General features: G+C 70.2%; 24 protein-coding genes and 1 riboswitch. Of the genes, 11 read left to right on the forward strand and 13 right to left on the reverse strand.

Annotation, left to right across the window (positions count from 1 at the left end; all coding sequences use genetic code 11):
* Positions 1-22: 22 nt before the first annotated feature.
* The gene (locus tag SLINC_RS12990; RefSeq protein ID WP_037719539.1) at positions 23-262 is read right to left on the reverse strand and encodes a hypothetical protein; all 240 of its coding nucleotides are present in this window, start codon (positions 260-262) and stop codon (positions 23-25) included.
* A gap of 177 nt (positions 263-439) precedes the next feature.
* Between SLINC_RS12990 and SLINC_RS12995 the strand changes: the two genes are divergently transcribed.
* The 7 genes from SLINC_RS12995 to SLINC_RS13025 all read left to right on the forward strand — a co-directional run bounded on the left by SLINC_RS12995 (position 440) and on the right by SLINC_RS13025 (position 6,749).
* Positions 440-1,201: a rhomboid family intramembrane serine protease gene (locus SLINC_RS12995; RefSeq protein ID WP_067431132.1), complete on the forward strand. Its 762-nt coding sequence runs from the start codon at positions 440-442 to the stop codon at positions 1,199-1,201.
* A 41-nt stretch (positions 1,202-1,242) separates the two neighbouring features.
* Positions 1,243-1,524, forward strand: coding sequence for an Lrp/AsnC family transcriptional regulator (locus SLINC_RS13000; RefSeq protein WP_067431135.1), 282 nt, complete (start codon positions 1,243-1,245; stop codon positions 1,522-1,524).
* A 130-nt stretch (positions 1,525-1,654) separates the two neighbouring features.
* The gene (locus tag SLINC_RS13005) at positions 1,655-1,954 is read left to right on the forward strand and encodes a small secreted hydrophilic protein (protein ID WP_067431137.1); all 300 of its coding nucleotides are present in this window, start codon (positions 1,655-1,657) and stop codon (positions 1,952-1,954) included.
* Positions 1,884-3,377 (forward strand): sensor histidine kinase, encoded by a 1,494-nt coding sequence (locus tag SLINC_RS13010; protein WP_170068269.1) that lies wholly within the window; start codon positions 1,884-1,886, stop codon positions 3,375-3,377. The genes SLINC_RS13005 and SLINC_RS13010 overlap by 71 nt, the downstream gene beginning before the upstream one ends.
* A gap of 25 nt (positions 3,378-3,402) precedes the next feature.
* Positions 3,403-4,065, forward strand: a complete 663-nt coding sequence (locus tag SLINC_RS13015) for a response regulator transcription factor (protein ID WP_067431140.1) — start codon at positions 3,403-3,405, stop codon at positions 4,063-4,065.
* A gap of 57 nt (positions 4,066-4,122) precedes the next feature.
* The gene (locus SLINC_RS13020; protein WP_067431143.1) at positions 4,123-5,538 is read left to right on the forward strand and encodes an SLC13 family permease; all 1,416 of its coding nucleotides are present in this window, start codon (positions 4,123-4,125) and stop codon (positions 5,536-5,538) included.
* 17 nt (positions 5,539-5,555) lie between these two features.
* The gene (locus SLINC_RS13025; protein ID WP_067431146.1) at positions 5,556-6,749 is read left to right on the forward strand and encodes a glycerate kinase family protein; all 1,194 of its coding nucleotides are present in this window, start codon (positions 5,556-5,558) and stop codon (positions 6,747-6,749) included.
* Here the strand turns inward: SLINC_RS13025 and SLINC_RS13030 are convergent.
* From SLINC_RS13030 to ctaE, 6 genes are all read right to left on the reverse strand, one after another.
* Positions 6,704-8,083, reverse strand: coding sequence for an aminotransferase class V-fold PLP-dependent enzyme (locus SLINC_RS13030; protein WP_067431149.1), 1,380 nt, complete (start codon positions 8,081-8,083; stop codon positions 6,704-6,706). The two genes, SLINC_RS13025 and SLINC_RS13030, sit on opposite strands and share 46 nt — an antisense overlap.
* Positions 8,084-8,220: 137 nt before the next feature.
* A riboswitch (SAM riboswitch) is annotated at positions 8,221-8,337 on the reverse strand.
* Positions 8,338-8,412: 75 nt separating this feature from the next.
* Entirely contained in the window at positions 8,413-9,477 is a 1,065-nt protein-coding gene (trpD, locus tag SLINC_RS13035; protein WP_067431152.1) for an anthranilate phosphoribosyltransferase, read from the reverse strand.
* A 141-nt stretch (positions 9,478-9,618) separates the two neighbouring features.
* Positions 9,619-11,259 (reverse strand): cytochrome bc1 complex cytochrome b subunit, encoded by a 1,641-nt coding sequence (qcrB, locus tag SLINC_RS13040; RefSeq protein WP_067431155.1) that lies wholly within the window; start codon positions 11,257-11,259, stop codon positions 9,619-9,621.
* Positions 11,256-12,314 (reverse strand): cytochrome bc1 complex Rieske iron-sulfur subunit, encoded by a 1,059-nt coding sequence (gene qcrA, locus SLINC_RS13045; protein WP_067431158.1) that lies wholly within the window; start codon positions 12,312-12,314, stop codon positions 11,256-11,258. Before qcrA ends, qcrB begins: the two co-directional genes overlap by 4 nt.
* Complete coding sequence (gene qcrC, locus SLINC_RS13050) at positions 12,311-13,120, reverse strand: cytochrome bc1 complex diheme cytochrome c subunit (protein ID WP_067431161.1); 810 nt, start codon at positions 13,118-13,120, stop codon at positions 12,311-12,313. The genes qcrA and qcrC overlap by 4 nt, the downstream gene beginning before the upstream one ends.
* 61 nt (positions 13,121-13,181) lie before the next feature.
* Positions 13,182-13,802 (reverse strand): aa3-type cytochrome oxidase subunit III, encoded by a 621-nt coding sequence (ctaE, locus tag SLINC_RS13055; protein ID WP_067431166.1) that lies wholly within the window; start codon positions 13,800-13,802, stop codon positions 13,182-13,184.
* A 145-nt stretch (positions 13,803-13,947) separates the two neighbouring features.
* On the opposite strand from ctaE, the gene SLINC_RS13060 reads away from it, so the two are divergent.
* On the forward strand, positions 13,948-14,349 hold the full coding sequence (locus SLINC_RS13060) for a response regulator (protein WP_067431169.1): 402 nt from the start codon (positions 13,948-13,950) through the stop codon (positions 14,347-14,349).
* A gap of 36 nt (positions 14,350-14,385) precedes the next feature.
* On the opposite strand, the gene SLINC_RS13065 is transcribed toward SLINC_RS13060, so the two are convergent.
* The 4 genes from SLINC_RS13065 to ctaC form a co-directional block, all read right to left on the reverse strand.
* Positions 14,386-15,648, reverse strand: a complete 1,263-nt coding sequence (locus tag SLINC_RS13065) for a L,D-transpeptidase (protein WP_067431174.1) — start codon at positions 15,646-15,648, stop codon at positions 14,386-14,388.
* Between the two features lie 130 nt (positions 15,649-15,778).
* The gene (locus SLINC_RS13070) at positions 15,779-16,177 is read right to left on the reverse strand and encodes a cytochrome c oxidase subunit 4 (protein ID WP_067431177.1); all 399 of its coding nucleotides are present in this window, start codon (positions 16,175-16,177) and stop codon (positions 15,779-15,781) included.
* Entirely contained in the window at positions 16,174-17,916 is a 1,743-nt protein-coding gene (gene ctaD / locus SLINC_RS13075) for an aa3-type cytochrome oxidase subunit I (RefSeq protein ID WP_067431180.1), read from the reverse strand. The genes SLINC_RS13070 and ctaD overlap by 4 nt, the downstream gene beginning before the upstream one ends.
* Entirely contained in the window at positions 17,913-18,872 is a 960-nt protein-coding gene (gene ctaC, locus SLINC_RS13080) for an aa3-type cytochrome oxidase subunit II (protein ID WP_067431184.1), read from the reverse strand. The genes ctaD and ctaC overlap by 4 nt, the downstream gene beginning before the upstream one ends.
* A 241-nt stretch (positions 18,873-19,113) precedes the next feature.
* On the opposite strand from ctaC, the gene SLINC_RS13085 reads away from it, so the two are divergent.
* Positions 19,114-20,490 (forward strand): cysteine desulfurase/sulfurtransferase TusA family protein, encoded by a 1,377-nt coding sequence (locus tag SLINC_RS13085; RefSeq protein ID WP_067431187.1) that lies wholly within the window; start codon positions 19,114-19,116, stop codon positions 20,488-20,490.
* A 4-nt stretch (positions 20,491-20,494) separates the two neighbouring features.
* On the opposite strand, the gene SLINC_RS13090 is transcribed toward SLINC_RS13085, so the two are convergent.
* Positions 20,495-21,469 (reverse strand): carbohydrate kinase family protein, encoded by a 975-nt coding sequence (locus SLINC_RS13090; RefSeq protein ID WP_067431190.1) that lies wholly within the window; start codon positions 21,467-21,469, stop codon positions 20,495-20,497.
* Between the two features lie 140 nt (positions 21,470-21,609).
* On the opposite strand from SLINC_RS13090, the gene SLINC_RS13095 reads away from it, so the two are divergent.
* Both SLINC_RS13095 and SLINC_RS13100 read left to right on the forward strand, forming a co-directional pair.
* Positions 21,610-21,819, forward strand: coding sequence for a hypothetical protein (locus SLINC_RS13095; RefSeq protein ID WP_067431193.1), 210 nt, complete (start codon positions 21,610-21,612; stop codon positions 21,817-21,819).
* 162 nt (positions 21,820-21,981) lie between these two features.
* Positions 21,982-23,922 (forward strand): hypothetical protein, encoded by a 1,941-nt coding sequence (locus tag SLINC_RS13100; protein WP_067431196.1) that lies wholly within the window; start codon positions 21,982-21,984, stop codon positions 23,920-23,922.
* Between the two features lie 81 nt (positions 23,923-24,003).
* Here the strand turns inward: SLINC_RS13100 and SLINC_RS13105 are convergent, their stop codons facing one another.
* Positions 24,004-24,360, reverse strand: a complete 357-nt coding sequence (locus tag SLINC_RS13105; protein ID WP_030582488.1) for an iron-sulfur cluster assembly accessory protein — start codon at positions 24,358-24,360, stop codon at positions 24,004-24,006.
* Positions 24,361-24,411 lie beyond the last annotated feature (51 nt).

The raw sequence follows: 24,411 nt of genomic DNA on the forward strand, positions 1-24,411 counted from the left end.
GCCTGTGCGGGGCCGCTCCCTGTCAGGAGCCGGCGCCCGGCCTGTCCACGAGTTCCACCTGATCCACCGCGTTGCACCAGCGGCAGCGCACCGACTCGATGGTCTCACTGACCACCTCGCGCTCCTCGACCTTCGGCTCACCGGCCAGGTCGAGGTGGACGTACTCGACGACCTTCGACGAGCGGGTCACGTCGAAGCGCGTGAGGTTGCCGCAGAGGGTGCAGCGCCACCGCGTGGAGGCGGTCGGCAGGGGAACCGTCATCGTGACCGTGCTCTTTCCTACTAGTCCTTCTAGTGTCCGTGACGCACCGGGCTGCCCCGGCACGTGTGGCCGTAACCCTACGGCCTGGCGGGGACTCGCCGCTCGGGCGTCCACGCGGCCTGTCCGGCGGCGAGGCGGTCTGTTCCGTTCGGTCCCCTTACGTCATGCTCTGTGTCCATGATCGCCAACTGGAGCGGGACGCTGGGCCGGGCGGGCCGCAGGGTGCGCAGGTCACCGGCGCCGGTGACATACGGCCTGATCACCGTGTGCTCGCTGGTCTTCGTGATCGGTCCGGCGGCGGGGCTCAATCCGGCGTACGGCACCGGGGACGCGCTGCTCACCGCGCAGCGGGCCTATTTCCACCGTTGGGGCGTGGTACCCGCGGAACTGTTCGAAGGCTCGGCGCGGGCCCTGCTCACCCCGGCCACGGCCCTGTTCGTCCACGGCAGCTGGGTGCACCTGCTGGGCAACATGCTCTTCCTCTATGTGTTCGGAGTGATGACCGAGGAACGGATGGGACCCGTCCGGTTCACCCTCTTCTACACCGGATGCGGCTACCTGGCCCTGCTGGGCTACGCGGCCGCCAACGCCGGTTCCGGGCAGTCCCTGGTCGGCGCCTCCGGGGCGATCTCCGCGGTCCTCGGAGCGTTCCTGTACCTGTTCCCCACCGCCCGCGTCACCAGTCTCCTGCCCTTCCTCCTCTTCCTCCCGCTGCGCTTCCCGGCCTGGGTGGTCCTGCCCTTCTGGGCCGCCCTCCAGTGGCTGGCCGCCGGGCAGGCCGGCCAGGGCCCCGGCGTCGCCTACCTGGCCCACCTCGTCGGCTTCGGCCTGGGCCTCGGCTCGGCATGGGTGTGCTGCGGACCTGGCACTGCTGTGTCTCTCCGGGGGACAACCCCCGGGCCCCCGGCAGAAGAACCAGGCCGTCATGGCCACGAGTAGGGTGAGATTCCCAGCGCCGCCTCCGAGGGAGAGAAACAGCCGTGATCACCGCGATCGTCCTCATCAAGACCAGCGTGGACCGGATCCCCGAGATCGCGGAGCGGATCGCCGCGCTGGAGAGCGTCAGCGAGGTCTTCTCCGTCACCGGGACCTACGACCTGATCGCCATGGTCCGGGTCCATCAGCACGAGGACCTGGCGGACGTCATCCCGGGCAGCATCAGCAAGATCCCCGGGGTGGAGGCGACGGACACGCACGTGGCGTTCCGTACGTACTCGCAGCACGACCTGGAGGCGGCCTTCGCGATCGGACTGGACAGCTGACGGTCCCGTCCCCGTCCGGACAGCCGGCGGTCCCGTCCCCGTCCGGGAGGAGCCGGTCCCGGCCCGAGATGAAGAGTTCTTCATCCCGGGCTCATCAAGGCGCCCGGCCGCCGGGCGCAGCATGAGGCCCATGGTCTTCTCCCGCCGGCTGGCGGCCCTCGCCGCCGTCGTGGTGATCCCGCTCGGGATCGCCGCGACCAGTTTCGCCCTCACCGACAGTCCCGAAGCCCCGAAGGTCCCCCCGAAGGTCGAGCTGGACAGCGGTTCGCCGACCCCGACGCCCACCCCGCCCGGGCCGACGCCGAGCGACGAGGTCGTCTCGCGGCCTCCGGTGACCGACAGCACCGCGAGTGATGACGATGACGACGACCGCGGCCCGACCGGACCGGACGACGCGACCGACGACGACGGACCCGGCGACGACCGCTGAGGGATCCCGGCGGCGGCTCTCCGCCCGGGTCCGCATCCTGCTCTGGCTGCTCTTCGTCATGGCGGTCGCGCTCGCCTCGGTGGCCACCACCACCCGCTCGATCCTGCTGCGCGAGACCGACGAGCGGATCAACCGGCTGCTCACCCAGGAGACCGGCGAGTTCGCCAACTTCCAGAAGGAGGGCGTCGATCCGGACACCGGCCGCCCCTTCACCGACCCGGGCAAGCTCCTGTCGGCCTTCCTGGTCCGCCAGTACGCCGATCCGGACGAGGAGCTGATCGGCCTGGTGGGCACGGTGGGAGGCGATCCCCGGCGGGTCTACCAGCCGCGCGAGGACCCCGCCGCCCGGCCCCTGTACGAGGACGCCGACGCCCGTCGCCGTATCTACGACGCCCCCGGCTCCTCCGGGGTGCTCGCGCGGTCCTCCGGGGACATCCGCTGGGCCAAGGTGGTCATCACCCGTCCGGGCGGCGCGCCGGAGGCCGCGTTCGTCGTCGCCGTGCACCCCGCGCGGGAGCTGGAGCGGGTGGAGGTCGTCTTCCGCATCCTGCTCGCCATCTCCGGGGTCGCCCTGCTGCTGACCACTGGTATCGCCTGGGCGGTCGCCGGCCGCATCCTCAGGCCGGTCCGTCTGGTCCGGCTCGCCGCCGCGGAGCTCACCGAGCACGACCTCACCCGGCGGATCGCGGTCCACGGCCACGACGACATCGCCGCCCTCGCCAAGACCTTCAACGCGATGCTCGACCGGCTGGAGCGGGCCTTCGCCGCCCAGCGCCAGTTCGTCGACGACGCCGGGCACGAGCTGCGCACCCCGATCACGATCGTGCGCGGCCATCTGGAGCTGATGGGCGACGACCCCGCCGAACGCGAGGAGACCGTCCGTCTGGTCACCGACGAGCTGGACCGGATGAGCCGCATCGTGGAGGACCTGCTGCTGCTCGCCAAGGCCGAGCGCCCGGACTTCGTACGCCCCGAGCCGGTCCAGCTCGCCGAACTCACCGCCGACGTCTACGTCAAGGTCCGCACCCTCGGGGACCGCCAGTGGCAGCTCGCCGAGGTCGCCGACCGGGAGGCCGGGGTGGACCCCCAGCGGATCACCCAGGCGATGGTGCAGCTGGCGCAGAACGCCGTGCAGCACACCACCGACGGCCAGACCATCCGCATCGGCTCCCGCGCCGAGGGGCCGCGGATCGAGCTGTACGTCGCCGACTCCGGCACCGGGGTCCGCCCCGAGGACGCCGAGGTCATCTTCGAGCGGTTCCGGCGCGGCACCTCCCGCCGGGGCGCCCGCGGCTCGGGGGCGGGCCTCGGCCTGTCCATCGTGAAGGCGATCGCCGAGGGGCACGGCGGCCGGGTCGGCGTGCGGGACACCGCGGGCGGCGGCGCCACCTTCGTACTCACCGTGGAGGACGCACGCCCATGACACCGCTCGGCCGAAAGGCGGCCCCGTGAACCGCATTCTCATCGTCGAGGACGAGGAACGCATCGCCTCCTTCGTGGAGAAGGGGCTGCGCGCCAACGGCTTCACCACCACCGTCGTCGGTGACGGCGAGGCGGGCCACGAGTACGCCCTGACCGGCGGCTTCGACCTGGTCGTCCTGGACATCGGGCTGCCCGGCCGGGACGGCTTCACCGTGCTGCGGCAGCTGCGCGAGGCCCGGGTGACGGTCCCGGTGATCGTGCTGACCGCCCGCGACTCCGTCCGCGACACGGTGGCCGGCCTGGAGGGCGGCGCCGACGACTGGATGACCAAGCCGTTCCGCTTCGAGGAGCTGCTCGCCCGGGTGCGCCTGCGCCTGCGTACGGCGGCCCGCGCGCCGGAGGTGACCATGCTCCGCTCCGGCACGCTCAGCCTGGACCTGCGCACCCGCCGGGCCCGCTCCGGGGAGCGGACGGTCGATCTGACGGCCCGGGAGTTCGTCCTGCTGGAGCTGTTCCTGCGCCACCCCGGCCAGGTGCTCTCCCGCGAGCAGATCCTGTCCCACGTGTGGGGCTACGACTTCGACCCGGGCTCGAACATCGTCGACGTGTACGTCCGCGCCCTGCGCAAGAAGCTGGGCGCCGAGCGGCTGGAGACGGTCCGCGGGATGGGGTACCGGATGCCCGCGTGAAGTTTCCTTCATCTGCGGCTCATTGAGGGCTCACCGGCGGGCTGAACCGTAGGTGACGTGACCCTGAACCTCCGACTGACGGCGGCCCTGTGCGTGGCACTGTCCCTGTGCGCGCTGCTCGCGGTCCCCGCCAACTTCCCCGGCCTGGGCTCGGACGCCCGGTTCACCCTCGCCGTGTTCGCCCTGGCCACCTGTGCGTGGATCGGTACGCCGATCGACGACACGTACATCGCGCTGGGTGCCGGACTCGCCCTCACGGTGACCGGGGTGATCAGCAACGACACCCTGTTCGGCACCCTCGGCGACTCCACCGTGTGGCTGCTGATCTGCGCCTTCGTGCTGGCGGCCGCGGTGACCCGGACCGGGCTCGCGGGACGGGCGGCCGCGTTCCTGGTGGGCGGGGCGCGCACGGTACGGCAGCTGGTGCACCTGACGACGGCCGCGCTGGTCGTCACGGCCTTCGCGGTGCCGGCCACCTCCGGCCGGGCCGCTCTCGCGCTGCCGGTGTTCCTGGCCCTCGCCAAAGCGCTCGCCGACCGGAAACGACTCGTCGTGATGCTGGCGCTGCTGTTCCCGACCGTGATCCTGCTGTCGGCGGTGGCGACCCTGATCGGCGCGGGCGCGCATCTGATCACCGTGTCGGTGCTGTGGGAGACGACGGGTGAGCGGATCGGCTTCACCGAGTGGCTGCTGCTGGGGCTGCCGCTGGCCGTGGCCTCCTCCCACCTGGCCGCCGAGGCCGTCCTGCTGACCACCACGCGGCGCGCGGACCGCAAGGGTGCCGTGCGCATCACCGCCGAGGAGATCCAGCGGCACACCGACACCCCGGTCACCGGGCCCTGGACGCAGGCCGAGACGCGCTGCGCCCTGCTCCTCGGCACGGTCGTCGTCCTGTGGTGCAGCGAGCCGCTGCACCAGGTGCCGCCCGCGGTCGTCGCGCTGATCGGCGCGGTCGTGGCGGCCTCGCCCGTGCTGGGCACGGTGGGCCTGAAGGACGCGCTGAAGACCGTGCCGTGGTCACTGCTGCTGTTCATGGCCGCGACCATGGCGATGGGCGTCGCGCTCGCCGACTCGGGCGCGGCGAAGTGGCTGGTCTCGGGGCTGCCCTCGGGCGTCACCCCGATGGTCTTCCTCGCGGTGGTGATCGCGGTCAGCACGGCGGCGCATCTGATACTCCAGTCCCGCTCGGCCCGCTCCTCGGTGCTGGTCCCGCTCGTCGTCGCGGCCGCGGTCGGCGCCGGCGTCAACCCGGTCGCGGCGGCGCTCGCCTCCACCGCCGCCGCGGGCTTCTGCCACACGCTCCCCGCCTCCGCCAAGCCGGTCACGCTCTTCTCCGACCTCCCCGGCACCCCCACCTACACGCCCCGCGACCTCCTCCGCCTCTCCGCCGTCCTGGCACCCCTGACCGCCCTGCTCGTCCTCTTCTTCGCCACCGCGGTATGGCCGTTGCTCGGCGTCCCGCTGACGCGCTGACCCACCAGGAGATCCCCATGCTCAGTCGAGTCGTCGTAGCCCCCAGTGGGTTCAAGGAGTCGTTGTCCGCGCAGGCCGCCGCCGATGCCATCGGGGACGGGGTGCGGCGAGTGCTGCCGGAGGCGGAGCTCGACCTGATCCCCCTGGTGGACGGCGGCGAGGGCACGGCCGCCGCGCTGGCGGCCGCGACCGGGGGGCGGCTCGTGGCGCCGACCGCCACGGGACCGGTCGGGGAACGCGTCGGTACGCACTTCGCGCTGCTGGGGTCCAGGGACACCGCGGTCGTGGAGATGGCGGCGGTGGCCGGTCTCTCCCTGGTCCCCCGTTCGCTGCGCGACCCGGGCGCCACCACGACGTACGGCGTCGGCGAGCTGATCCGGGCCGCGCTGGACACCGGCGTCCGGCGGATCCTGGTCGGCTGCGGGGACTCGGGGACGTCCGACGGGGGCGCGGGCGCGCTGCAAGCCCTCGGGATGCGGCTGCTGGACGCCGACGGAAACGAACTCCCGCACGGGGGCCGTGAGTTGCGGCGGCTGAGCCGGATCGACGCGCGGGGCCTGGACCCGCGGCTGCGGGAGGTGGAGCTGCTCGTCGCCTGCAACCCGTTCAACGTGCTGTGCGGAGCGCGCGGGGTGGCCCGTGTCTTCGGCCCCCAGAAGGGCGCGACCCCCGCCCAGGTCGAGGAACTGTCGGCGGGCCTGGAGCACTGGGCGGACATCCTCACCCGCGACCTCGCCGTCACCCGCACCGACCTGCGGTACGGCGACGGCACCGGCGCCTCGGGAGGGCTCGGCGCCGGTCTGGCCGCCGTGGGCGCCCGGCTTCTGCCCCGCTTCGACGTCCTCCTCGACCATCTCGACCTGGACGCCCGGCTGGCCCGCGCCGACCTGGTGGTCACCGCCGAGGGCGCCCTGGACCACCAGACGCCCCGCGGGAAGGTGCCGGCCGAGGTGGCCCGGCGGGCCAAGCTGCACGGCCGCCCGGTGCTCGCGCTGGCGGGCACGCTCGGCGAGGGCGCGCACCAGGTGCCCGGCGTGGACGCGTACAGCGGCATCCTGCCGGCCCCGATGGCTCTCGCGGAGGCCCTCGTACGGGCCTCCGAGCTCCTCACGGACGCCTCCGAACGTGCCCTGCGGATGATCCTGCTGGGCGCCCGGCTACCGGTTCACGCGGAGGTGTCGGGCACGCAACGCCCGTCCTCGGTGCGGTAGTTCCAGCGGGCGCCGTCCCGCACCAGCTCCGTCACGGCGGTCACGAAACGCTCCACGTGCTCGTCGGGCGTGCCCGCGCCGAAGCTCACCCGGATCGCGTTCAGGGACTTCTCGCCGGGCGCGGCCTCCGGGGCCCCGCACTCGCCCTGGGTCTGCGGGTCGCTGCCGAGCAGGGTGCGCACCAGCGGGTGGGCGCAGAAGAGGCCGTCGCGCACGCCGATGCCGTACTCGGCGGAGAGCGCGGCGGCGAAGTGGGAGCTGTTCCAGCCGTCGACGACGAAGGAGAGCACGCCGACGCGCGGGGCGTCGTCCCCGAACAGGGAGAGGATCCGGACCTCCGGGACCTCGGCGAGGCCGGCCTTCACCTTCTCGATCAGGTGCTGCTCACGGGCGACCAGGGTGTCGAAGCCGGCCTCCGTGAGCGCCTTGCAGGCCGACGCGATGGAGTAGGCGCCGATGACGTTCGGGGAACCGGCCTCGTGGCGGGCGGCGCTGTCGTGCCACTCCACGTCCACTCCCCCGTCCTCGCGCCGCGTGACCTTGCGGCTGGCGCCGCCGCCCGCGAGGTAGGGGTCGGCGGCCCGCAGCCAGTCGGCGCGGCCGGCCAGGACACCCGAGCCGAAGGGCGCGTACAGCTTGTGCCCGGAGAAGGCGACCCAGTCGACGTCCAGGTCCTGGACGGAGACCGGGTGGTGCGGGGCCAGCTGGGCGGCGTCCAGGACGATCCGGGCGCCGTGCGCGTGCGCGGCGGCGGCCAGTTCGCGTACGGGCCACAGCTCGCCGGTGACGTTCGAGGCGCCGGTGACGCAGACCAGGGCCGGGCCCCGAGGGTCCCGGGCGGCGAGGGCCCGCTCCAGGGTCTCGACGGCCTGCCGTGGGGTGCGCGGGGCGTCGAGGTAGGTGACGTGGGCGTCCCGCCAGGGCAGCAGGCCGGCGTGGTGCTCGGTCTCGAAGACGAAGACCTGGCAGTCGGCGGGCAGCGCGGCGGCGAGGAGGTTCAGCGAGTCGGTGGTCGACCGGGTGAAGACCAGCTGGTCGTCCGCACGGCAGTCGAGGAACTCGGCGACCGTCCTGCGGGCGTTCTCGAAGAGGTCGGTGGACAGCTGCGAGAGGTAACCGGCACCCCGGTGCACGCTGCCGTAGTAGGGCGCGTACGCCGCCACGTCGTCCCAGACCCGCTGGAGCGCCGGCGCGCTGGCCGCGTAGTCGAGCGCGGCGTAGGTGACCTCGCCGCCCGTGACGAGCGGGACGGTGACATCACTGCCCAGAACGGGCAGTGCCCCCGAAATGTCACGCCAAATGGGCTGGACGGGGGCAGCGGTGGAGACAGACATGGGGAACTCCCGTGAAAAGAGAAAGGTGAAGGGGGCGTGCGGAGGCGGGGCTCGGCGCCCTATCGCATTCGCTTGCTCACGGAAGACTCCCTCGGAGACCAGGATCCCTGGACTGTGCTCATTCGATGAGCGTGAGGGATCCGCGCTTGCCGCAGACCTCGCTGCCTACGGCCTGGTCTTCACCCGGGGCACCCCGCCACGGACGGAGGGTTGCCGGACAGTCGGCCGGGGCCTCATGACTGTCACTCATGACCTGGTCCAAAAACTTACGCGACATGATCGTGGCCCCGCAACCCGTGTCCGGATCGCGGGACATCACGACCTGCGCACTACGCGTTGCTGGCCGCCACCCAGCGGTCCAGCGCCCGCTTGGCCGCCCCGGAGTCGATCGCCTCCGCGGCCTTCGCCATCCCGGCCCCCAGCTGGTCGGCCAGCGTCCCGTAGCCGGGCTCCAGCGCCACCAGCGCGGCCGCCGAATTCAGGAGTACGGCGTCCCGCACGGGGCCCGTCTCGCCGTTCAGCAGGCGCCGGGCCACGTCGGCGTTGAAGGACGGGTCACCGCCGCGCAGGGCCTCGACCGGGACCAGCTCGATGCCGACGTCCCGCGGGTCGAAGCTCTCCTCGGTGACCTTGCCGTCCCGGACGATCCAGACCCGGGAGGTGGACGTGGTCGTCAGCTCGTCCAGGCCGTCGTCGCCGCGGAAGACCAGCGAGGAGTTGCCGCGCTCGGCGAAGACACCCGCGACGATCGGCGCCATGCGCGGGTCGGCGACCCCGACCGCCTGGGCCCGGACCTTGGCGGGGTTGGTCAGCGGACCGAGGACGTTGAAGACCGTGCGGATGCCCAACTGGCCGCGGGCGGCGCCCACATGACGCAGCGCGGGGTGGAACTTGACCGCGAAGCAGAAGGTGATCCCGGCCTCCTCGGCCACCTCGGCCACCCGCTGCGGGCTCAGCTCCAGGTTGACGCCGAGCTTCTCCAGGACGTCCGAGGCGCCGGACGCGGAGGACGCGGCCCGGTTGCCGTGCTTGACCACCTTCGCGCCGGTGCCCGCGATGACGATCGAGGACATCGTGGAGATGTTCACCGTCTTGGCGCCGTCGCCGCCGGTGCCGACGATGTCGACGGTCGGCCCCGACACCTCGATCACGTTCGCGTGCTCGTACATCGCCCGGACCAGACCGGTGATCTCCTCGACGGTCTCACCCTTGGCCCGCAGCGCCACCACGAACCCGGCGATCTGCGCGTCGGTCGCCTCGCCGCGCATGATCCGGTCCAGCGCCCAGAACGTGGCGTCGGCGTCCTGGTCACGACCGGACAGCAGGGAGTTCAGCACCTCGGGCCAGGAACGGCCCGCCGCGGTGTCGCCTCCAGCGGGGGTCACAGCGCTCATAAGGCCGCTCCTGGGTGTCGTACGAGGGGAAATCCCTCGTGAAGAGTGTGGCCCCACCCTATCCAGCCGGACGGCACGCAAAGGGCCCCGTCCGAAGACCGGACGGGGCCCTTTGCGGGTGGCGTGGCGACGCCGCAGCGATCAGTGGTGGCCGTGGCCGCTCGTGATCTCCTTGTACTCCTCGACGGTCGGCTTGGGAATCTGGGACTCCTCGCCGAAGTACGCCTCGCTGAGCTTGGCGCGCAGCTTCTCGGAGCCCTTCACCTTGCGCTCGACACCGTTCTCGTCGACCGTCGGGCCGATCTCGGCCGGCTTGTACTGCTCGTGCGAGGTGAGCGTGTGCAGCGCGTCCTGGCTGAGCGGCTCGTGCACCTCGATGAACTCACCGTGCGGCAGGCGCTTGATGATGCCGGTCTCGCGACCGTGCAGCACCTTGTCCCGGTCGCGGCGCTGGAGGCCGAGGCAGATCCGCTTGGTGACGACGAACGCGATGACCGGCGCCACGAAGAACGCGATCCGCACGAACCAGGTGATGGCGTTGATCGACAGGTGGAAGTGGGTGGCCCAGAGGTCGTTTCCACCACCGATCAGCAGCACCATGTACCAGGTGATCCACGCGACACCGAAGGCCGTGCGCGTCGGGGCGTTGCGCGGGCGGTCCAGGATGTGGTGCTCGCGCTTGTCGCCGGTGACCCAGGACTCGATGAACGGGTAGACCGCGATCGCGACCAGCACCAGCGGGAAGATGATCAGCGGGATGAACACACCCAGGACGAGTGTGTGACCCCAGAAGTCGATCTCCCAGCCCGGCATCACTCGGATCAGGCCCTCGGAGAAGCCCATGTACCAGTCGGGCTGGGCACCGGTGGACACCTGGTCCGGGCGGTAGGGGCCCATCGACCAGATCGGGTTGATCGTCGCGATCGCCGAGATGGCCGCGATGACACCGAAGACCAGGAAGAAGAAGCCTCCCGCCTTGGCCATGTAGACCGGCAGCAGCGGCATGCCGACGACGTTGTTGTTGGTCTTTCCGGGGCCCGCGTACTGCGTGTGCTTGTGGTAGAAGACCAGGATCAGGTGGCCGACCACCAGACCGAGCATGATGCCCGGCAGCAGCAGGATGTGGATCGAGTAGAAGCGGGCCACGAAGTCGCCGCCCGGGAACTCGCCGCCGAAGAGGAAGAACGACAGGTACGTGCCGACGATCGGCACGGACAGGATCGCGCCCTCCATGAAACGGACACCGGTGCCGGAGAGCAGGTCGTCAGGGAGCGAGTAGCCGGTGAAGCCGGTGAACATGCCCAGGACGAACAGCAGGAAGCCGAACAGCCAGTTGACCTCGCGCGGCTTGCGGAACGCGCCCGTGAAGAACACGCGCATCATGTGCACGAACATGGCCGCGAGGAAGATCAGCGCCGCCCAGTGGTGGATCTGCCGGATCAGCAGACCACCGCGCACATCGAAGGAGATGTGCATGGTCGAGTTGAACGCCTCACTCATCAGCTGTCCCTGGAGCGGGACGTAGCTGCCGTGGTACTCCACCTCGTTCATCGACGGGTGGAAGAACAGCGTCAGGTACACACCCGTGAGGATGATGATGATGAAGCTGTAGAGGCAGACCTCACCCAACATGAACGACCAGTGGTCGGGGAAGATCTTGCGCATGTTGGCCTTGGCCAGGGAGTAGATCCCCAGCCGGCCGTCCGCCCAGTCGGCGACGCGCTCGCCGGCCGGTGCCTTCCCGCGTGCGCGGGACTCGGTGGAGGACTCTGTAGTGCTCATCCGCGCTCCCAGAAAGCAGGACCGACGGGCTCGTCGAAGTCGCCGAGCGCCTCGAGGTAGCCCTCGTCGTTCACACCGATGCGCAGCTGCGGCAGGGCGTGACCGGCGGGACCGAAGATCACCCGGGCGCCGTCGGAGAGGTCGAAGGTGGACTGGTGGCAGGGGCAGAGCACATGGTGCGTCTGCTGCTCGTACAGGGAGATCGGGCAACCGACGTGGGTGCAGATCTTCGAGTACGCGACGATGCCCTCGTGCGACCACTCCAGCTCGCGCTTGTCCTTGATGTTGTCCGGCTGGATCCGGACGATCATCAGGGCTGCCTTGGCGATCTCGGTCTGGAACTCGTGGTCGTGCTCCTCCAGGCCCTCGGGCTTGGCGAAGGTCAGCGAACCGACCGCGACGTCCGAGGGACGCAGCGGCTCGTTGGTGTTCATGTTGACGAGCATCAGCCCCTTGCGCCACATGGTGTGGCGGAGCTTGGTGCCGGGCAGCGGGCCGAGGTCACGCAGCAGCATGACGCCGGAGAGCGGGAACAGGGCCAGCGCGCCGAACATCGTGTTGCGGATCAGCTTGCGGCGGCCGAGCGCGGACTCCTTGGCACCGTCCCTGAAGTCGGCCATGACCTTGGCCTTGACCTCGGGGGCCGCCTCGATCGGGTGACGCTCGTCGGCGACCTCCACGTCGGACATCAGGGTGCGGGCCCAGTGGACCGCGCCCGCGCCGATCGTGAACAGCGCCGTACCGAGGGTCATGCCCAGCGCGAAGTTCAGCGCGTTGATGTGCCCGATCGGGAAGACGTAGATCGGCTTGTCGTGCGGGATCGCGACGTACGAGACGATGAAGGCGACCGTGGCCAGCATCGACACCGTGAACAGCAGGGCGACCGTGCGCTCGGACCGCTTGGCGGCCCGCTCGTCGATGTCCTGGATCCGGTGCTCGTGGGGCGGCAGGCCGGGGTCCGCGAACGGGTGCTTCTCGTCCGCGACGCCCACCGCACCGTGCGCGTGCTCCTGCTCAGCGGGCAGGTTCTCTTCTGGAATGTCTTGGCTACTCATGACTTCTTGGCCTTTGCGGTCCGAGCGGCGACCCAGACGGCGACCGCGATCAGCGCACCGAGGCCGAAGATCCAGGCGAAGAGGCCCTCGCTGACCGGGCCGAGCCCGCCCAGCTCAAGACCACCGTGACTGACGGTCTCGTCGCCGTTGACCGCGTTCAGGTACGCGATGATGTCCTTCTTGTTCTGCTCCGACAGCGTGGCGTCGGGGAACGACGGCATGTTCTGCGGGCCGGTTTCCATGGCCTCGTAGATGTGCTTCGGGTCGACGCCCTCGAGGTCCGGCGCGAACTTGCCGTGCGTCAGCGCGCCACCCTTGCCGGTGAAGTTGTGGCACTGCGCGCAGTTGGTGCGGAACAGCTCGCCGCCCTTGGCGATGTCGGCGCCCTCGGGGCCGTACTGCGCCTCGGTCGGGACGGTCGGACCGGCACCCAGGGACGCGATGAACGCGGCCAGCTGGTCGATCTCGGCCTGCGAGTAGATGTTCTTCTTCTTCGGGACCTGCGCGCCGGGCTGCTGGGCCGGCATACGACCCGTCGCCACCTGGAAGTCGACGGCCGCGGCGCCCACGCCCACGAGACTCGGACCGTCGGAGGTGCCCTGACCGCCGGTGCCGTGGCAGCTGGCGCAGCCTACGGCGTAGAGCTTCTTGCCCTCTTCGATGGCGAGGGACTGGGCTGTTTCGTCGGCCTTGGCCGGGCTCGCTGGCGCGAACACGGCGTACATCCCCCCGCTGAAGCACAGCGCGAGGAGTAGGACGACGAGCGCCGCCGCCGGGTGGCGTCGTCGTGCGGAGAGCTTTTTCACGGATTACCCCGGTGTCAGGATCTTCTGCGTCGATGCTTGGGAGTGCGGGAGCGGGCCCCGGCTACTTGATCAGGTAGATCGTGGCGAAGAGGCCGATCCACACGACATCGACGAAGTGCCAGTAGTAGGACACGACGATGGCCGCGGTCGCCTGTTCGTGGGTGAACCTCTTCGCCGCGTAGGTGCGGCCGAGGACGAACAGGAAGGCGATGAGGCCGCCCGTCACGTGCAGGCCGTGGAAGCCGGTCGTCAGGTAGAAGACCGAGCCGTAGGGGTCGGAGGAGAGCGAGAGCCCGTCCTTCTTGACCAGCTCGGTGTACTCGTAGACCTGACCGCCGATGAAGACCGCGCCCATGACGAAGGTGACGATGAACCACATCCGGAGCTTCTTCACGTCACCGCGCTCGGCGGCGAAGACGCCGAGCTGGCAGGTGAGGGAGGAGAGCACCAGGATCGTGGTGTTGGTCGCCGAGAACGGAAGGTTCAGGGCATGAGCCATTTCCTTCCAGTGATCAGGACCCGTCACCGATCGCAGGGTGAAGTACATCGCGAAGAGGGCCGCGAAGAACATCAGCTCGGAACTCAGCCAAATGATGGTTCCGACGCTGGTGAGGTTCGGCCGGTTGACCGATGGGTGCGCGTGCCCGGTTGTCTCTGTCGTTGCTGTCGCCACGACCGACATTATGTCGGTCGCTTATCCCGCCCTCACTCCGGGGGGTGCCGTTCGGAGTGTCTCCCTGCTCCGGACCGGTGTTGACGTGGTGTTCAAGGGAGTAGCATCCGCCCCAACGGGCCTGTCCTTACGACGCTGACGTCACGGAGGAACAATGCAGCCGACCGCCACGGTGCTGGTCTACAGCGACGACTCCAACACCCGCGAGCAAGTCCGGCTGGCGGCGGGGAGGCGGCCTGCGCCGGACGTCCCGGTTGTCGAGTTCATCGAGTGCGCCACTCCGGCGGCCGTGCTGAGCGAGCTGGACAGGGGCGGCGTGGACGTCTGTGTCCTGGACGGCGAGGCCGTGCCGATGGGCGGCATGGGGATGTGCCGTCAGATCAAGGACGAGGTGTTCAACTGCCCGCCGGTGCTGTTGCTGATCGGGCGCCCGCAGGACGCCTGGCTGGCCACGTGGAGCCGGGCCGAGGCGGCGGTGACGCATCCGGTGGATCCGGTGGAGTTCGCGGCGGCGCTGGCTTCCCTGTTGCGGGACCGGAAGGCACTGAGCGCGTAAGGGCCGCCTGCCCGCGCAGACGCCCCTCAGGAGCGCTCACACAGCCGTGGGCCGCAGCCTTGCCGCTTCCTCGGGACCCGGGCCCTCCGGGTCGCCGGCGACCAGGGCGCTGCCTCCGCGCCACTTCTTCCAGGCGAGGTTCCAGTCGCCGAAGCCGTTGCCGAAGGGCTCCATGGTGTTGCCGTAGGAGTTGACGACCTTGACGAGGTCGCCCTCGCGGACGGTGTCGAAGAACCACTCGGCGTCGGCGGTGCTCATGCCGGTGCAGCCGTGGCTCACGTTGGCGTAGCCCTGGGAGCCGACGGACCAGGGGGCGGCGTGCACGTACTCGCCGCTCCAGGTGACGCGGGTGGCGTAGTAGACCGGCAGGTCGTACGACTCCGAGGACCCCTCGGCGATGCCGATGCTGGTACCGCGCATGCGTACGAAGTACTCCTTGCCCAGGACGACCTTGACGCCGTTGCGGGTCTCGAAGCCGGCCTTGCCGGTGGTGACGGGGATCGTGTTGATCGCCTCACCGTTGCGGTAGACGGTCATCGAGTGGGACGAGGCGTCCGTCACGGCGATGACACGGTCCCCCGTGGTCAGCCTGAGCGGTTTGGCGCGGCCGCCCCACAGCCGGTCGCTGATCTTGATGCCCTCCAGGTTGCTGCGGACCTGGACGGTGGCGCGGGTGGGCCAGTACTCCTTGGGGCGGTAGTGCAGCTCCTTGTCGTCCACCCAGTGCCAGGCGCCCTGCACGGCGGGCGTGGACTCCACCTTGAGGGCGCGCTCGACGACGGCCCGCTGGGCCCTGTCCTTGACCGGCATGCTCAGTTCGGCGGTGACGGGCTGTCCCACGCCGTACTTGCCCGCCTTGGGGCCGAAGGTGACGTCCAGGCGCTTCTTGGTGCGGGGCTTGCCGGTGTCGAAGGTGACGACCCGGCGGCCGGGCGCCCCGTCCTCGTCCTCGGTGCTCACCCGGACCGTGTAGTGGGCGTTGGCGGCCAGCGGGGAGGTGCTGTGCCAGCGGGAGCCGTCGGCGGAGAGTTCGCCCGCCACATGGCGTCCCGTGGCGTCCTGGGCCGTGACGTCCGTGATGCGCCCGTCGTCGTCCTCGGCGGTGACTTCCAGGGGCTTGTCGGGGTCGGTCTTCTTCCCGTCGCCGACAGGGCCCGTGAAGGCGATCTGGTCCGCCGCGTCGTACGGCTCGGCGGACAGCGGATGGCCGTCGGAGCCGCATGCGGTGACGCCCGCGCCCAGGGCGATCACCAGCAGCGTGCAGCCGACGACGGTTCGGGTGCGGGGTGCGTGGCTCATGACCTCACGCTAGGGAGGCCGGTCAACCGCGGCGCGCTGGGTGACTCGTACGAGGGACAAGGGTTGCGGCAAACGCAGGAGCCCGGACGCTCCTGACGGAGTGTCCGGGCTCCCGTGAGCTCGGCTCGTGCTACTGGGTGCGGTTCTCACCGCGGTAGTACTCGAAGACCCAGCCCCAGAGGCCGATCAGGAGCAGCGGCGCCGAGAAGTACATCAGCCACCAGCCGATCGCGATCGACAGGAAGGCGAGGGCGCCACCGACCGCGAGGGAGAGCGGCTGCCAGCTGTGCGGGCTGAAGAACCCGACCTCGCCGGCGTCGTCCGCGACGTCCGCCTCCTTGTCGTCCTGCGCACCGACGTCGACCCGCTTGGCCGTGAAGCCGAGGTAGAAGCCGATCATGATGCACAGGCCGAAGGTCAGGAAGAGCGCCGTGGTACCGGCCGGCTCCTTCGACCACACGCCGTAGACGATCGCCATGGCGAGGACGAAGACGCTCAGCCACATGAACATCCAGCCTTGGACCTTCACTTGCCGGCCTCCTTGCCGCCGTTGCCGGCCAGAGCCTTCTCACCGTGACCGGCGTTCTCGAGCTGGTCGAGAGCGGCGATCTCCGGGTGGTGCAGATCGAACGCCGGGGATTCGCTGCGGATCCGCGGCAGGGTGAGGAAGTTGTGCCGCGGCGGCGGGCAGGACGTCGCCCACTCGAGCGAGCGGCCGTAGCCCCACGGGTCGTCGACGCCGACCGGCTTGCCGTACTTGGCCGTCTTCCACACGTTGTAGAAGAACGGCAGGACGGACATGCCGAGCAGGAACGAGCTGATCGTCGAGATCGTGTTCAGGGCGGTGAAGCCGTCGGCCGCGAGGTAGTCCGCGTAACGACGGGGCATGCCCTCGGCACCCAGCCAGTGCTGGACCAGGAAGGTGCCGTGGAAGCCGATGAACAGCGTCCAGAAGGTGATCTTGCCGAGGCGCTCGTCGAGCATCTTGCCGGTCCACTTCGGCCACCAGAAGTGGAAGCCGGAGAACATCGCGAAGACGACGGTGCCGAAGACGACGTAGTGGAAGTGCGCCACCACGAAGTAGGAGTCCGAGACGTGGAAGTCCATCGGCGGCGAGGCCAGGATGACACCGGTCAGACCACCGAAGGTGAAGGTGATCAGGAAGCCGGTGGCCCAGAGCATCGGGGTCTCGAAACTCAAGGACCCCTTCCACATCGTTCCGATCCAGTTGAAGAACTTCACGCCTGTTGGTACGGCGATGAGGAACGTCATGAAGGAGAAGAACGGCAGGAGGACACCGCCGGTGACGTACATGTGGTGCGCCCACACCGTCACGGACAGACCCGCGATGGAAATCGTCGCGGCGACCAGACCCATGTAGCCGAACATCGGCTTCCGGGAGAAGACCGGGATCACTTCGGAAATGATTCCGAAGAATGGTAGGGCGATGATGTACACCTCTGGATGGCCGAAGAACCAGAAGAGGTGTTGCCAGAGCAAGGCCCCGCCGTTGGCGGAGTCGAAGATGTGGGCACCGAACTTGCGGTCCGCCTCCAGGGCGAACAGCGCGGCCGCGAGGACCGGGAAGGCGAGCAGGACCAGGACACCGGTCAGCAGCACGTTCCACACGAAGATCGGCATGCGGAACATCGTCATGCCGGGCGCGCGCATGCAGATGATCGTGGTGATGAAGTTGACCGAGCCGAGGATGGTGCCGAAGCCGGAGAAGGCCAGACCCATGATCCACATGTCGGCGCCGATGCCCGGCGAGCGGACCGCGTCCGACAGCGGGCTGTAGGCGAACCAGCCGAAGTCCGCCGCGCCCTGCGGGGTGAGGAAGCCGCCCACCGCGATGAGCGAGCCGAACAGGTACAGCCAGTAGGCGAACATGTTCAGCCGGGGGAAGGCCACGTCCGGCGCGCCGATCTGGAGCGGCATGATCCAGTTCGCGAAGCCGGCGAACAGCGGCGTCGCGAACATCAGCAGCATGATCGTGCCGTGCATCGTGAACGCCTGGTTGAACTGCTCGTTCGACATGAACTGCAGGCCCGGGCGGGCGAGCTCGGCGCGCATGAACAGCGCCATCACGCCACCGATGCAGAAGAACGCGAACGACGTGACCAGGTACAGCGTTCCGATCGTCTTGTGGTCAGTGGTGGTGAGCCACTTGATCACGACGTTGCCGGGCTGCTTGCGCCTGACCGGCAGTTCGTCCGCGTAGTGGGATTCCGCCGCCGCGGCACCCTGGGGTTCGTTGAGGATGCTCACAGGTTGTTCGTCTCCCGGTTCTTCTCGTGGCTCGTCTGCGCGATGCCGGCGGGAATGTAACCGGTCTGCCCCTTCTTGGCGAGGTCCTTGAGGTGCTGCTCGTAGCGCTCGGGGGAGACGACCTTCACGTTGAACAGCATCCGGGAGTGGTCGACGCCGCAGAGCTCGGCGCACTTGCCCAGGAAGGTGCCCTCCTTGTTGGGAGTGACCTCGAAGGCGTTGGTGTGGCCGGGGATGACGTCCTGCTTCATCAGGAACGGCACCACCCAGAAGGAGTGGATGACGTCACGCGAGGTGAGGACGAAGCGGACCGTCTTGCCCTTGGGGAGCCAGAGGGTCGGCCCCGGGTTGCCGGTCTGCGGGTTCCGCGTGCCGGGCGTGCCGACGTCGTAGACACCGCCGGCGTTCGCCGGGAAGTCCTCCTTGAACCGGTCCGGGATGGCGGCCAGGTTCTTGTCGGTCTTCGCGTCGCCGGTGGAACCGTCGACGGGCGTCACATAGTTGAAGCCCCAGCTCCACTGGAAGCCGACGACGTTCACAGTGACGTCGGGCTCCTTCTTGAGGCTGAGGAGCTTCGACTCGTCACGGGCCGTGAAGTAGAACAGGACCGAGACGATGATGAGCGGGACCACCGTGTACAGCGCCTCGATGGGCATGTTGTACCGGGTCTGCGGAGGGACCTCGATCTTGGTGCGGCTGCGCCGGTGGAAGATCGCACTCCAGATGATCAGGCCCCACACCAGCACGCCAACGGCGAGCGCGGCAGCCCAGGATCCCTGCCACAGGGAGAGGATCCGCGGAGCCTCTTCCGTGGTCGGGGTGGGCATACCAAGGCGGGGGAAGTCCTCCCATGTGCAACCGGTGGCGGTCGCCAGGACCAGGCCGGCGGTCATTGCCTGCAGCAGCTTCCGCCGCATCGGGCGCCGCGGCGAGCGGTCGGAGCCGTTGGGACTCACGTAGCGCCTTCCCGAGAGTCTCGCCCGCGCGTATCGGCTGCGGCCTTCTCGCTGGTCGGTCGCCGCCCTGCGTCGGGCAGGGGTTTGGATGTTTATGCGGACCAAACCCTAGCCGACGCCCTCCGGGGGTTCAGCGGGAGGGGTGCCTAGTGAGTGGGGTGGTTCGCTGAATTGGCGGCTGCGGGTTGTTTGTGGCTGGTCGCGCAGTTCCCCGCGCCCCTTGCGGGGATAGCGTGGCCGCGTGTCCTACTTCGACGCTGCTTCCAGTGCACCGCTTCATCCCGTGGCCCGTCAGGCACTGTTGGCCTCCTTGGACGAAGGGTGGGCTGATCCCTCGCGGTTGTACCGGGAGGGGCGGCGGGCTCGGATGTTGTTGGATGCGGCGCGGGAGGCTGCCGCGGAGGCGGTGGGGTGCCGGGCGGACGAGCTGGTGTTCACCTCGTCCGGGACGCGGGCCGTGCACTCCGGGCTCGCGGGGGCGTTGGCGGGGCGGCGGCGGGTGGGGCGTCACCTGATCGTGTCTGCGGTCGAACACTCTTCGGTACTCCATTCGGCGGAGGTGTTCGAGGCCGAGGGCGGGACGGTCACGCGGGTGCCGGTGGCGCGGTCGGGCGCGGTGAGCGTCCGGGCGTACGAGGAGGCTCTGCGGGCGGACACCGCCGTGGCGTGTCTTCAGTCGGCCAACCACGAGGTGGGGACGGAGCAGCCGGTGGCGCAGGTGGCCGAGGTATGCCGGGCCGCCGGGGTGCCGCTGCTGGTGGACGCGGCGCAGTCGCTCGGGTGGGGGCCCGTGGCGGGCGACTGGTCGGTGCTGACCGCGAGCGCGCACAAGTGGGGCGGTCCGTCGGGGGTCGGGCTGCTCGTTGTACGGAAGGGTGTGCGGTTCTCGGCCCAGGGACCCGCCGACGAGCGCGAGTCGGGGCGGGCTCCCGGCTTCGAGAACCTGCCGGCCGTCGTCGCGGCCGCGGCCTCGCTGCGGGCCGTGCGGGCGGAGGCGGCGCAAGAGGCGGTACGGCTGCGGGAGCTGACGGAGCGGATCCGGTCACGGGTGCCGGAACTGGTGCCGGATGTGGAGATCGTGGGCGATCCGGAGCGGCGGCTGCCGGGGATCGTCACCTTCTCCTGTCTCTATGTCGACGGAGAGACCCTGCTGCACGAGCTCGATCGGGAGGGTTTCTCGGTTTCGTCCGGATCGTCCTGCACGAGCAGCACCCTGACGCCGAGCCATGTGCTCAGGGCCATGGGGGTGTTGAGTGAGGGGAACGTGCGGGTTTCGCTGCCGATGGGGACGGCGGAGGAGGAAGTGGAGAGGTTCCTCGCCGTCCTGCCGGGGGCGGTGCGCGGAGTCCGCGAGAAGCTGGGGGCACCGGCGCCCTCGGCCGTCGTCCAGGACGACGAACTCGTCGTGGACGCCCTCGGCAAGCGCTGCCCGATCCCCGTCATCGAGCTGGCCAAGGTCATCGGGGACGTGCCGGTGGGCGGCACCGTGCGGGTCCTGTCCGACGACGAGGCGGCACGGCTCGACATCCCGGCGTGGTGCGAGATGCGGGGCCAGGAGTACGTCGGTGAGGAGCCGGCGGACCGAGGCACGGCGTACCTGGTCCGCCGGACCGGCTGAGACGTCAGACCAGGTGGCCCTGGACCTCCGCCGCCGCCTCATGCCCGTAGGCCTTGGTGAAGCGGTCCATGAAATGCGCCCGGCGCAGCTGGTACTCCTGCGTGCCGACCGTCTCGATGACGAGGGTCGCCAGCATGCAGCCGACCTGGGCCGCGCGCTCCAGGGAGACACCCCAGGCGAGCCCGGACATGAACCCGGCCCGGAAGGCGTCGCCGACGCCCGTGGGGTCGGCCTTGCGCTCCTCCTCGGGGCAGCCGACCTCGATCGGGTCCTCGCCCACCCGCTCGATGCGCACGCCCTGCGCGCCGAGGGTGGTGACGCGGTGCCCCACCTTCGCGAGGATCTCCGCGTCGGACCAGCCGGTCTTGGACTCGATGAGGCCCTTCTCGTACTCGTTGGAGAAGAGGTACGTCGCGCCGTCCAGCAGGATCCGGATCTCGTCGCCGTTCATACGGGCGATCTGCTGGGAGAAGTCGGCGGCGAAGGGGATGGAGCGGGAGCGGCACTCCTCGGTGTGGCGGAGCATCGCCTCCGGGTCGTCGGCGCCGATGGAGACCAGGTCGAGGCCCCCTACGCGGTCGGCGACGGTCTTCAGCTCGATCTGGCGGGCCTCGCTCATCGCACCCGTGTAGAAGGAGCCGATCTGGTTGTGGTCGGCGTCCGTGGTGCAGACGAAGCGCGCGGTGTGCAGCGTCTCGGAGATGCGCACCGAAGCGGTGTCGACGCCGTGCCGGTCGAGCCAGGCCCGGTACTCGTCGAAGTCGAAGCCCGCGGCACCGACCAGGATCGGCCGGGTGCCCAGCTGGCCCATACCGAAGGCGATGTTCGCCCCGACGCCGCCACGGCGTACGTCGAGGTTGTCCACCAGGAAGGACAGCGAGACCGTGTGCAGTTGGTCCGCGACGAGCTGGTCGGCGAAGCGGCCGGGGAAGGTCATGAGGTGGTCGGTGGCGATGGAGCCGGTGACTGCGATGCGCACGGCGTTGACTCTCCTGTAGGGAGACGGGTTGACGCTTCACGCTATCGGGTCCGTGCGGGGCTCTGCGAGGCGCTGAAGTGGGGAAAACTACCCGATAGTAGATCTTTCTTCGCGGGCTCGACCGTGCCTACGGTGCGGCTATGACGAACCTTGAGCTCCGCGCCCCCGCTCCGGCCGACCCCGAGGGCGATCTGGCTTCGCTGCGCGGCGACTGTGCCCGGATGGCTCCCCACTGGGCCGCTCCCGAGCGGATCACTGCCCTTCCGGTCTCCCCGTCACTCATCCACGGTGTGACGGTGCCGCCGGGGTCGGCCCGGCTGCTGGAGTCCATGTCGGAGTACGGGGACTGAGGCGGCGCGCCTTCCCGGCGCCTTACGGGAACCGCGCGCTCCCCCGCTGCGTCCCATCGCTGTCCCCCGTAAAGGGGATGCGCGATACGACCCACCGGCCTGCCACTTTGACAGGGTCGGGTCAGGGTCATGGGACAGACGCACAGCCGAAGGAGCGATGCGGTGAACACCGAGCGACCCGACAACGACGACGTGGCCCCGGAGGACGGCGCCGCCGAGCACGCCGGTACGCCGCGGGACACCGACGGGGCCGTCGGGCCTGCTGCGGAGAAGGCCGGAGAGACCCGGACGCCGGAGGAGGCCGCGGAGACGGCCTCGGAGGCGACCCGGGAAGAGGGCACGGCGGAGGCAGCCCAGGAAGAGGGCACGACGGAGGCGCCCGAACCGGCCGCCGCCGAGGCCGGCGAGACTGGCGCGACCGATACGGCAGAGGCAGAAGCCGAGGCTGAGGCTGAGGTGGAAGCCGAAACCGAGGAAGAGACTCAGGCCGAGGCGCCCCTCACTCCGCAGGCGCCCACCCCTGCCGAGCCCGAGGCGTCCGAAGAGACCGGAGACCCGGCGGACTCCGGCCCCGATGCGACCGACGCCGACGCCGACGTGACCGCCCCCGACGCCGGCGCGCCCGGCACCGCCGAGCCCTCGCGGCGGCGGCCCGCTCTCGTCGCCGTCTCCGTCGCGGCCGCCGTGCTGCTCGTGGGCGGCGGTGGGGCGTACTTCGCGACGACCGCCTCGGACGGCTCCGGAGGTGCGGGCGGGCGGACGTCGGGGGCCTCCGGTGACGGCACTCCCCCGCCGCTGGCCCTGGAGGGCTACTCCGGGGGCGACGGTACGAACGGCATCGCGCCCGGTGAGCCCCACCCGAACGGCGCCACCTACCGCGCCGACGGGACGCTGCCGGACGGTCCCGGCTCGGCGCCGGTGTACCGGACGGGCGGCCAGGTCACCGAGGGTGAGGTGGCCGGGCTGGCCGAGGCGCTCGGGGTGACCGGGAAGCCGGTGGCCCAGGGGCAGTCCTGGACGGTCGGGGAGCGGGACGGCTCGGGACCGCTGCTGCGGGTCAACAAGCAGGCGCCGGGCAGCTGGACGTTCCAGCGCTACGCGCCGGGCACCGACAATTGCAAGAGCACCACCGTGTGCCCGGAGACCCCTGCGAACCCGTCCGGCACTCCGGTGAGCGAGGCGGTCGCGAAGAAGGCGGCCGCGCCGGTCCTCAAAGCGGTGGGTCAGGACGACGCGAAGTCGGACGCGAGCCAGAGCGTGGGCGACCGGCGGATGGTGAACGCCGATCCGATCGTGGGCGGGCTGCCCACGTACGGCTGGGCGACCGGTGTGTCGGTCGACGCGCAGGGCGACGTGGTGAGCGGCAGCGGCCTGCTGAAGCCGCCGGTGAAGAGCGACACGTATCCCGTGCTGGACGCGGAGAAGACGCTGGCGGCGCTGAACGCGGCCCGGGTGCCCGGCCGGTACATGGGGATCGGCGGGTGCGCCAGTCCCGTACCGCTGAAGGACCGGCTGGAAGCGCCGTGCGAGTCCACCTCGGCCGGTGCGACCGTGCCGCGGGAGACGCTCACGGTGGACAAGGCCGTGTTCGGGCTGGCGTCGCAGGTGGTGGACGGGCGGCAGGCGCTGGTCCCGTCCTGGCTGTTCGAGGTGCGGGCGCCGGGGGCGCAGGAGAGCTTCACGGTCACGCATCCGGCGATCGACCCGAAGTTCCTGGCCTCCCCGACGCCGTCCGGCGAGCCCTCGGGCCCGCCCAGCACACAGCCGGGCGACCCGGGTGACGAGCCGACCTCGGCGCCGGCCACCAGGGATGTCCCGGTCGACGGCTACACGGCCGAGGGCACCGAGCTGACCGTCGCCTACAACGGCGGGGTGTGCGGCGACTACAAGGCCACGGCGCGCGAGAGCGGGGACGAGGTGACCGTGACGGTGACCGAGACCCCGTGGCGGGACAAGGTCTGCATCATGATCGCCAAGGAGTACCACCGGACCGTGCAGTTGGAGGAGCCGCTGGGCGACCGGAAGGTCGTGGGTTCCGACGGCAAGGCGATCCCGCTGGAGAAGGCGGGGGCACGGCTCCCCGAGACGTCCGGGGCGCGCTGATCGCGGACCCGGACATGCGCGAAGGCGGCGGCCCTGTCGGAGGGGGCCGCCGCCTTCTCGTCGCTCGGACGACCGCTGGGGTCAGCTGAAGGAGTCGCCGCAGGCGCAGGAGCCCGTCGCGTTCGGGTTGTCGATCGTGAAGCCCTGCTTCTCGATGGTGTCGACGAAGTCGATGGACGCGCCACCCAGGTACGGGGCGCTCATGCGGTCGGTGACGACCTTGACGCCGCCGAAGTCCTTGACGACGTCGCCGTCGAGGGAACGCTCGTCGAAGAAGAGCTGGTAGCGCAGGCCGGAGCAGCCACCGGGCTGAACGGCGACACGCAGGGCCAGGTCGTCACGGCCTTCCTGGTCGAGCAGGGCCTTGACCTTCGCCGCGGCGGCGTCGGACAGGATGATGCCGTCGGTGACGGTGCTGGTCTCGTCCGATACGGACATCTACATCTCTCCCGGGTTGTACGGAGACTGCTTGCCGACGTGTGCAACCGT

The organism is Streptomyces lincolnensis, from assembly GCF_001685355.1.
Lineage (GTDB): Bacteria > Actinomycetota > Actinomycetes > Streptomycetales > Streptomycetaceae > Streptomyces > Streptomyces lincolnensis.

Excerpts from the sequence above, each read along its gene's own strand:
- SLINC_RS12990 (WP_037719539.1), bottom strand. The coding sequence starts at position 262 with ATGACGGTTCCCCTGCCGACCGCCTCCACGCGGTGGCGCTGCACCCTC.
- SLINC_RS12995 (WP_067431132.1), top strand. The coding sequence starts at position 440 with ATGATCGCCAACTGGAGCGGGACGCTGGGCCGGGCGGGCCGCAGGGTG.
- SLINC_RS13005 (WP_067431137.1), top strand. The coding sequence starts at position 1,655 with ATGGTCTTCTCCCGCCGGCTGGCGGCCCTCGCCGCCGTCGTGGTGATC.
- SLINC_RS13010 (WP_170068269.1), top strand. The coding sequence starts at position 1,884 with ATGACGACGACCGCGGCCCGACCGGACCGGACGACGCGACCGACGACG.
- SLINC_RS13025 (WP_067431146.1), top strand. The coding sequence starts at position 5,556 with ATGCTCAGTCGAGTCGTCGTAGCCCCCAGTGGGTTCAAGGAGTCGTTG.
- SLINC_RS13030 (WP_067431149.1), bottom strand. The coding sequence starts at position 8,083 with ATGTCTGTCTCCACCGCTGCCCCCGTCCAGCCCATTTGGCGTGACATT.
- trpD (WP_067431152.1), bottom strand. The coding sequence starts at position 9,477 with ATGAGCGCTGTGACCCCCGCTGGAGGCGACACCGCGGCGGGCCGTTCC.
- qcrB (WP_067431155.1), bottom strand. The coding sequence starts at position 11,259 with ATGAGCACTACAGAGTCCTCCACCGAGTCCCGCGCACGCGGGAAGGCA.
- qcrA (WP_067431158.1), bottom strand. The coding sequence starts at position 12,314 with ATGAGTAGCCAAGACATTCCAGAAGAGAACCTGCCCGCTGAGCAGGAG.
- ctaE (WP_067431166.1), bottom strand. The coding sequence starts at position 13,802 with ATGTCGGTCGTGGCGACAGCAACGACAGAGACAACCGGGCACGCGCAC.
- SLINC_RS13060 (WP_067431169.1), top strand. The coding sequence starts at position 13,948 with ATGCAGCCGACCGCCACGGTGCTGGTCTACAGCGACGACTCCAACACC.
- SLINC_RS13065 (WP_067431174.1), bottom strand. The coding sequence starts at position 15,648 with ATGAGCCACGCACCCCGCACCCGAACCGTCGTCGGCTGCACGCTGCTG.
- SLINC_RS13095 (WP_067431193.1), top strand. The coding sequence starts at position 21,610 with ATGACGAACCTTGAGCTCCGCGCCCCCGCTCCGGCCGACCCCGAGGGC.
- SLINC_RS13105 (WP_030582488.1), bottom strand. The coding sequence starts at position 24,360 with ATGTCCGTATCGGACGAGACCAGCACCGTCACCGACGGCATCATCCTG.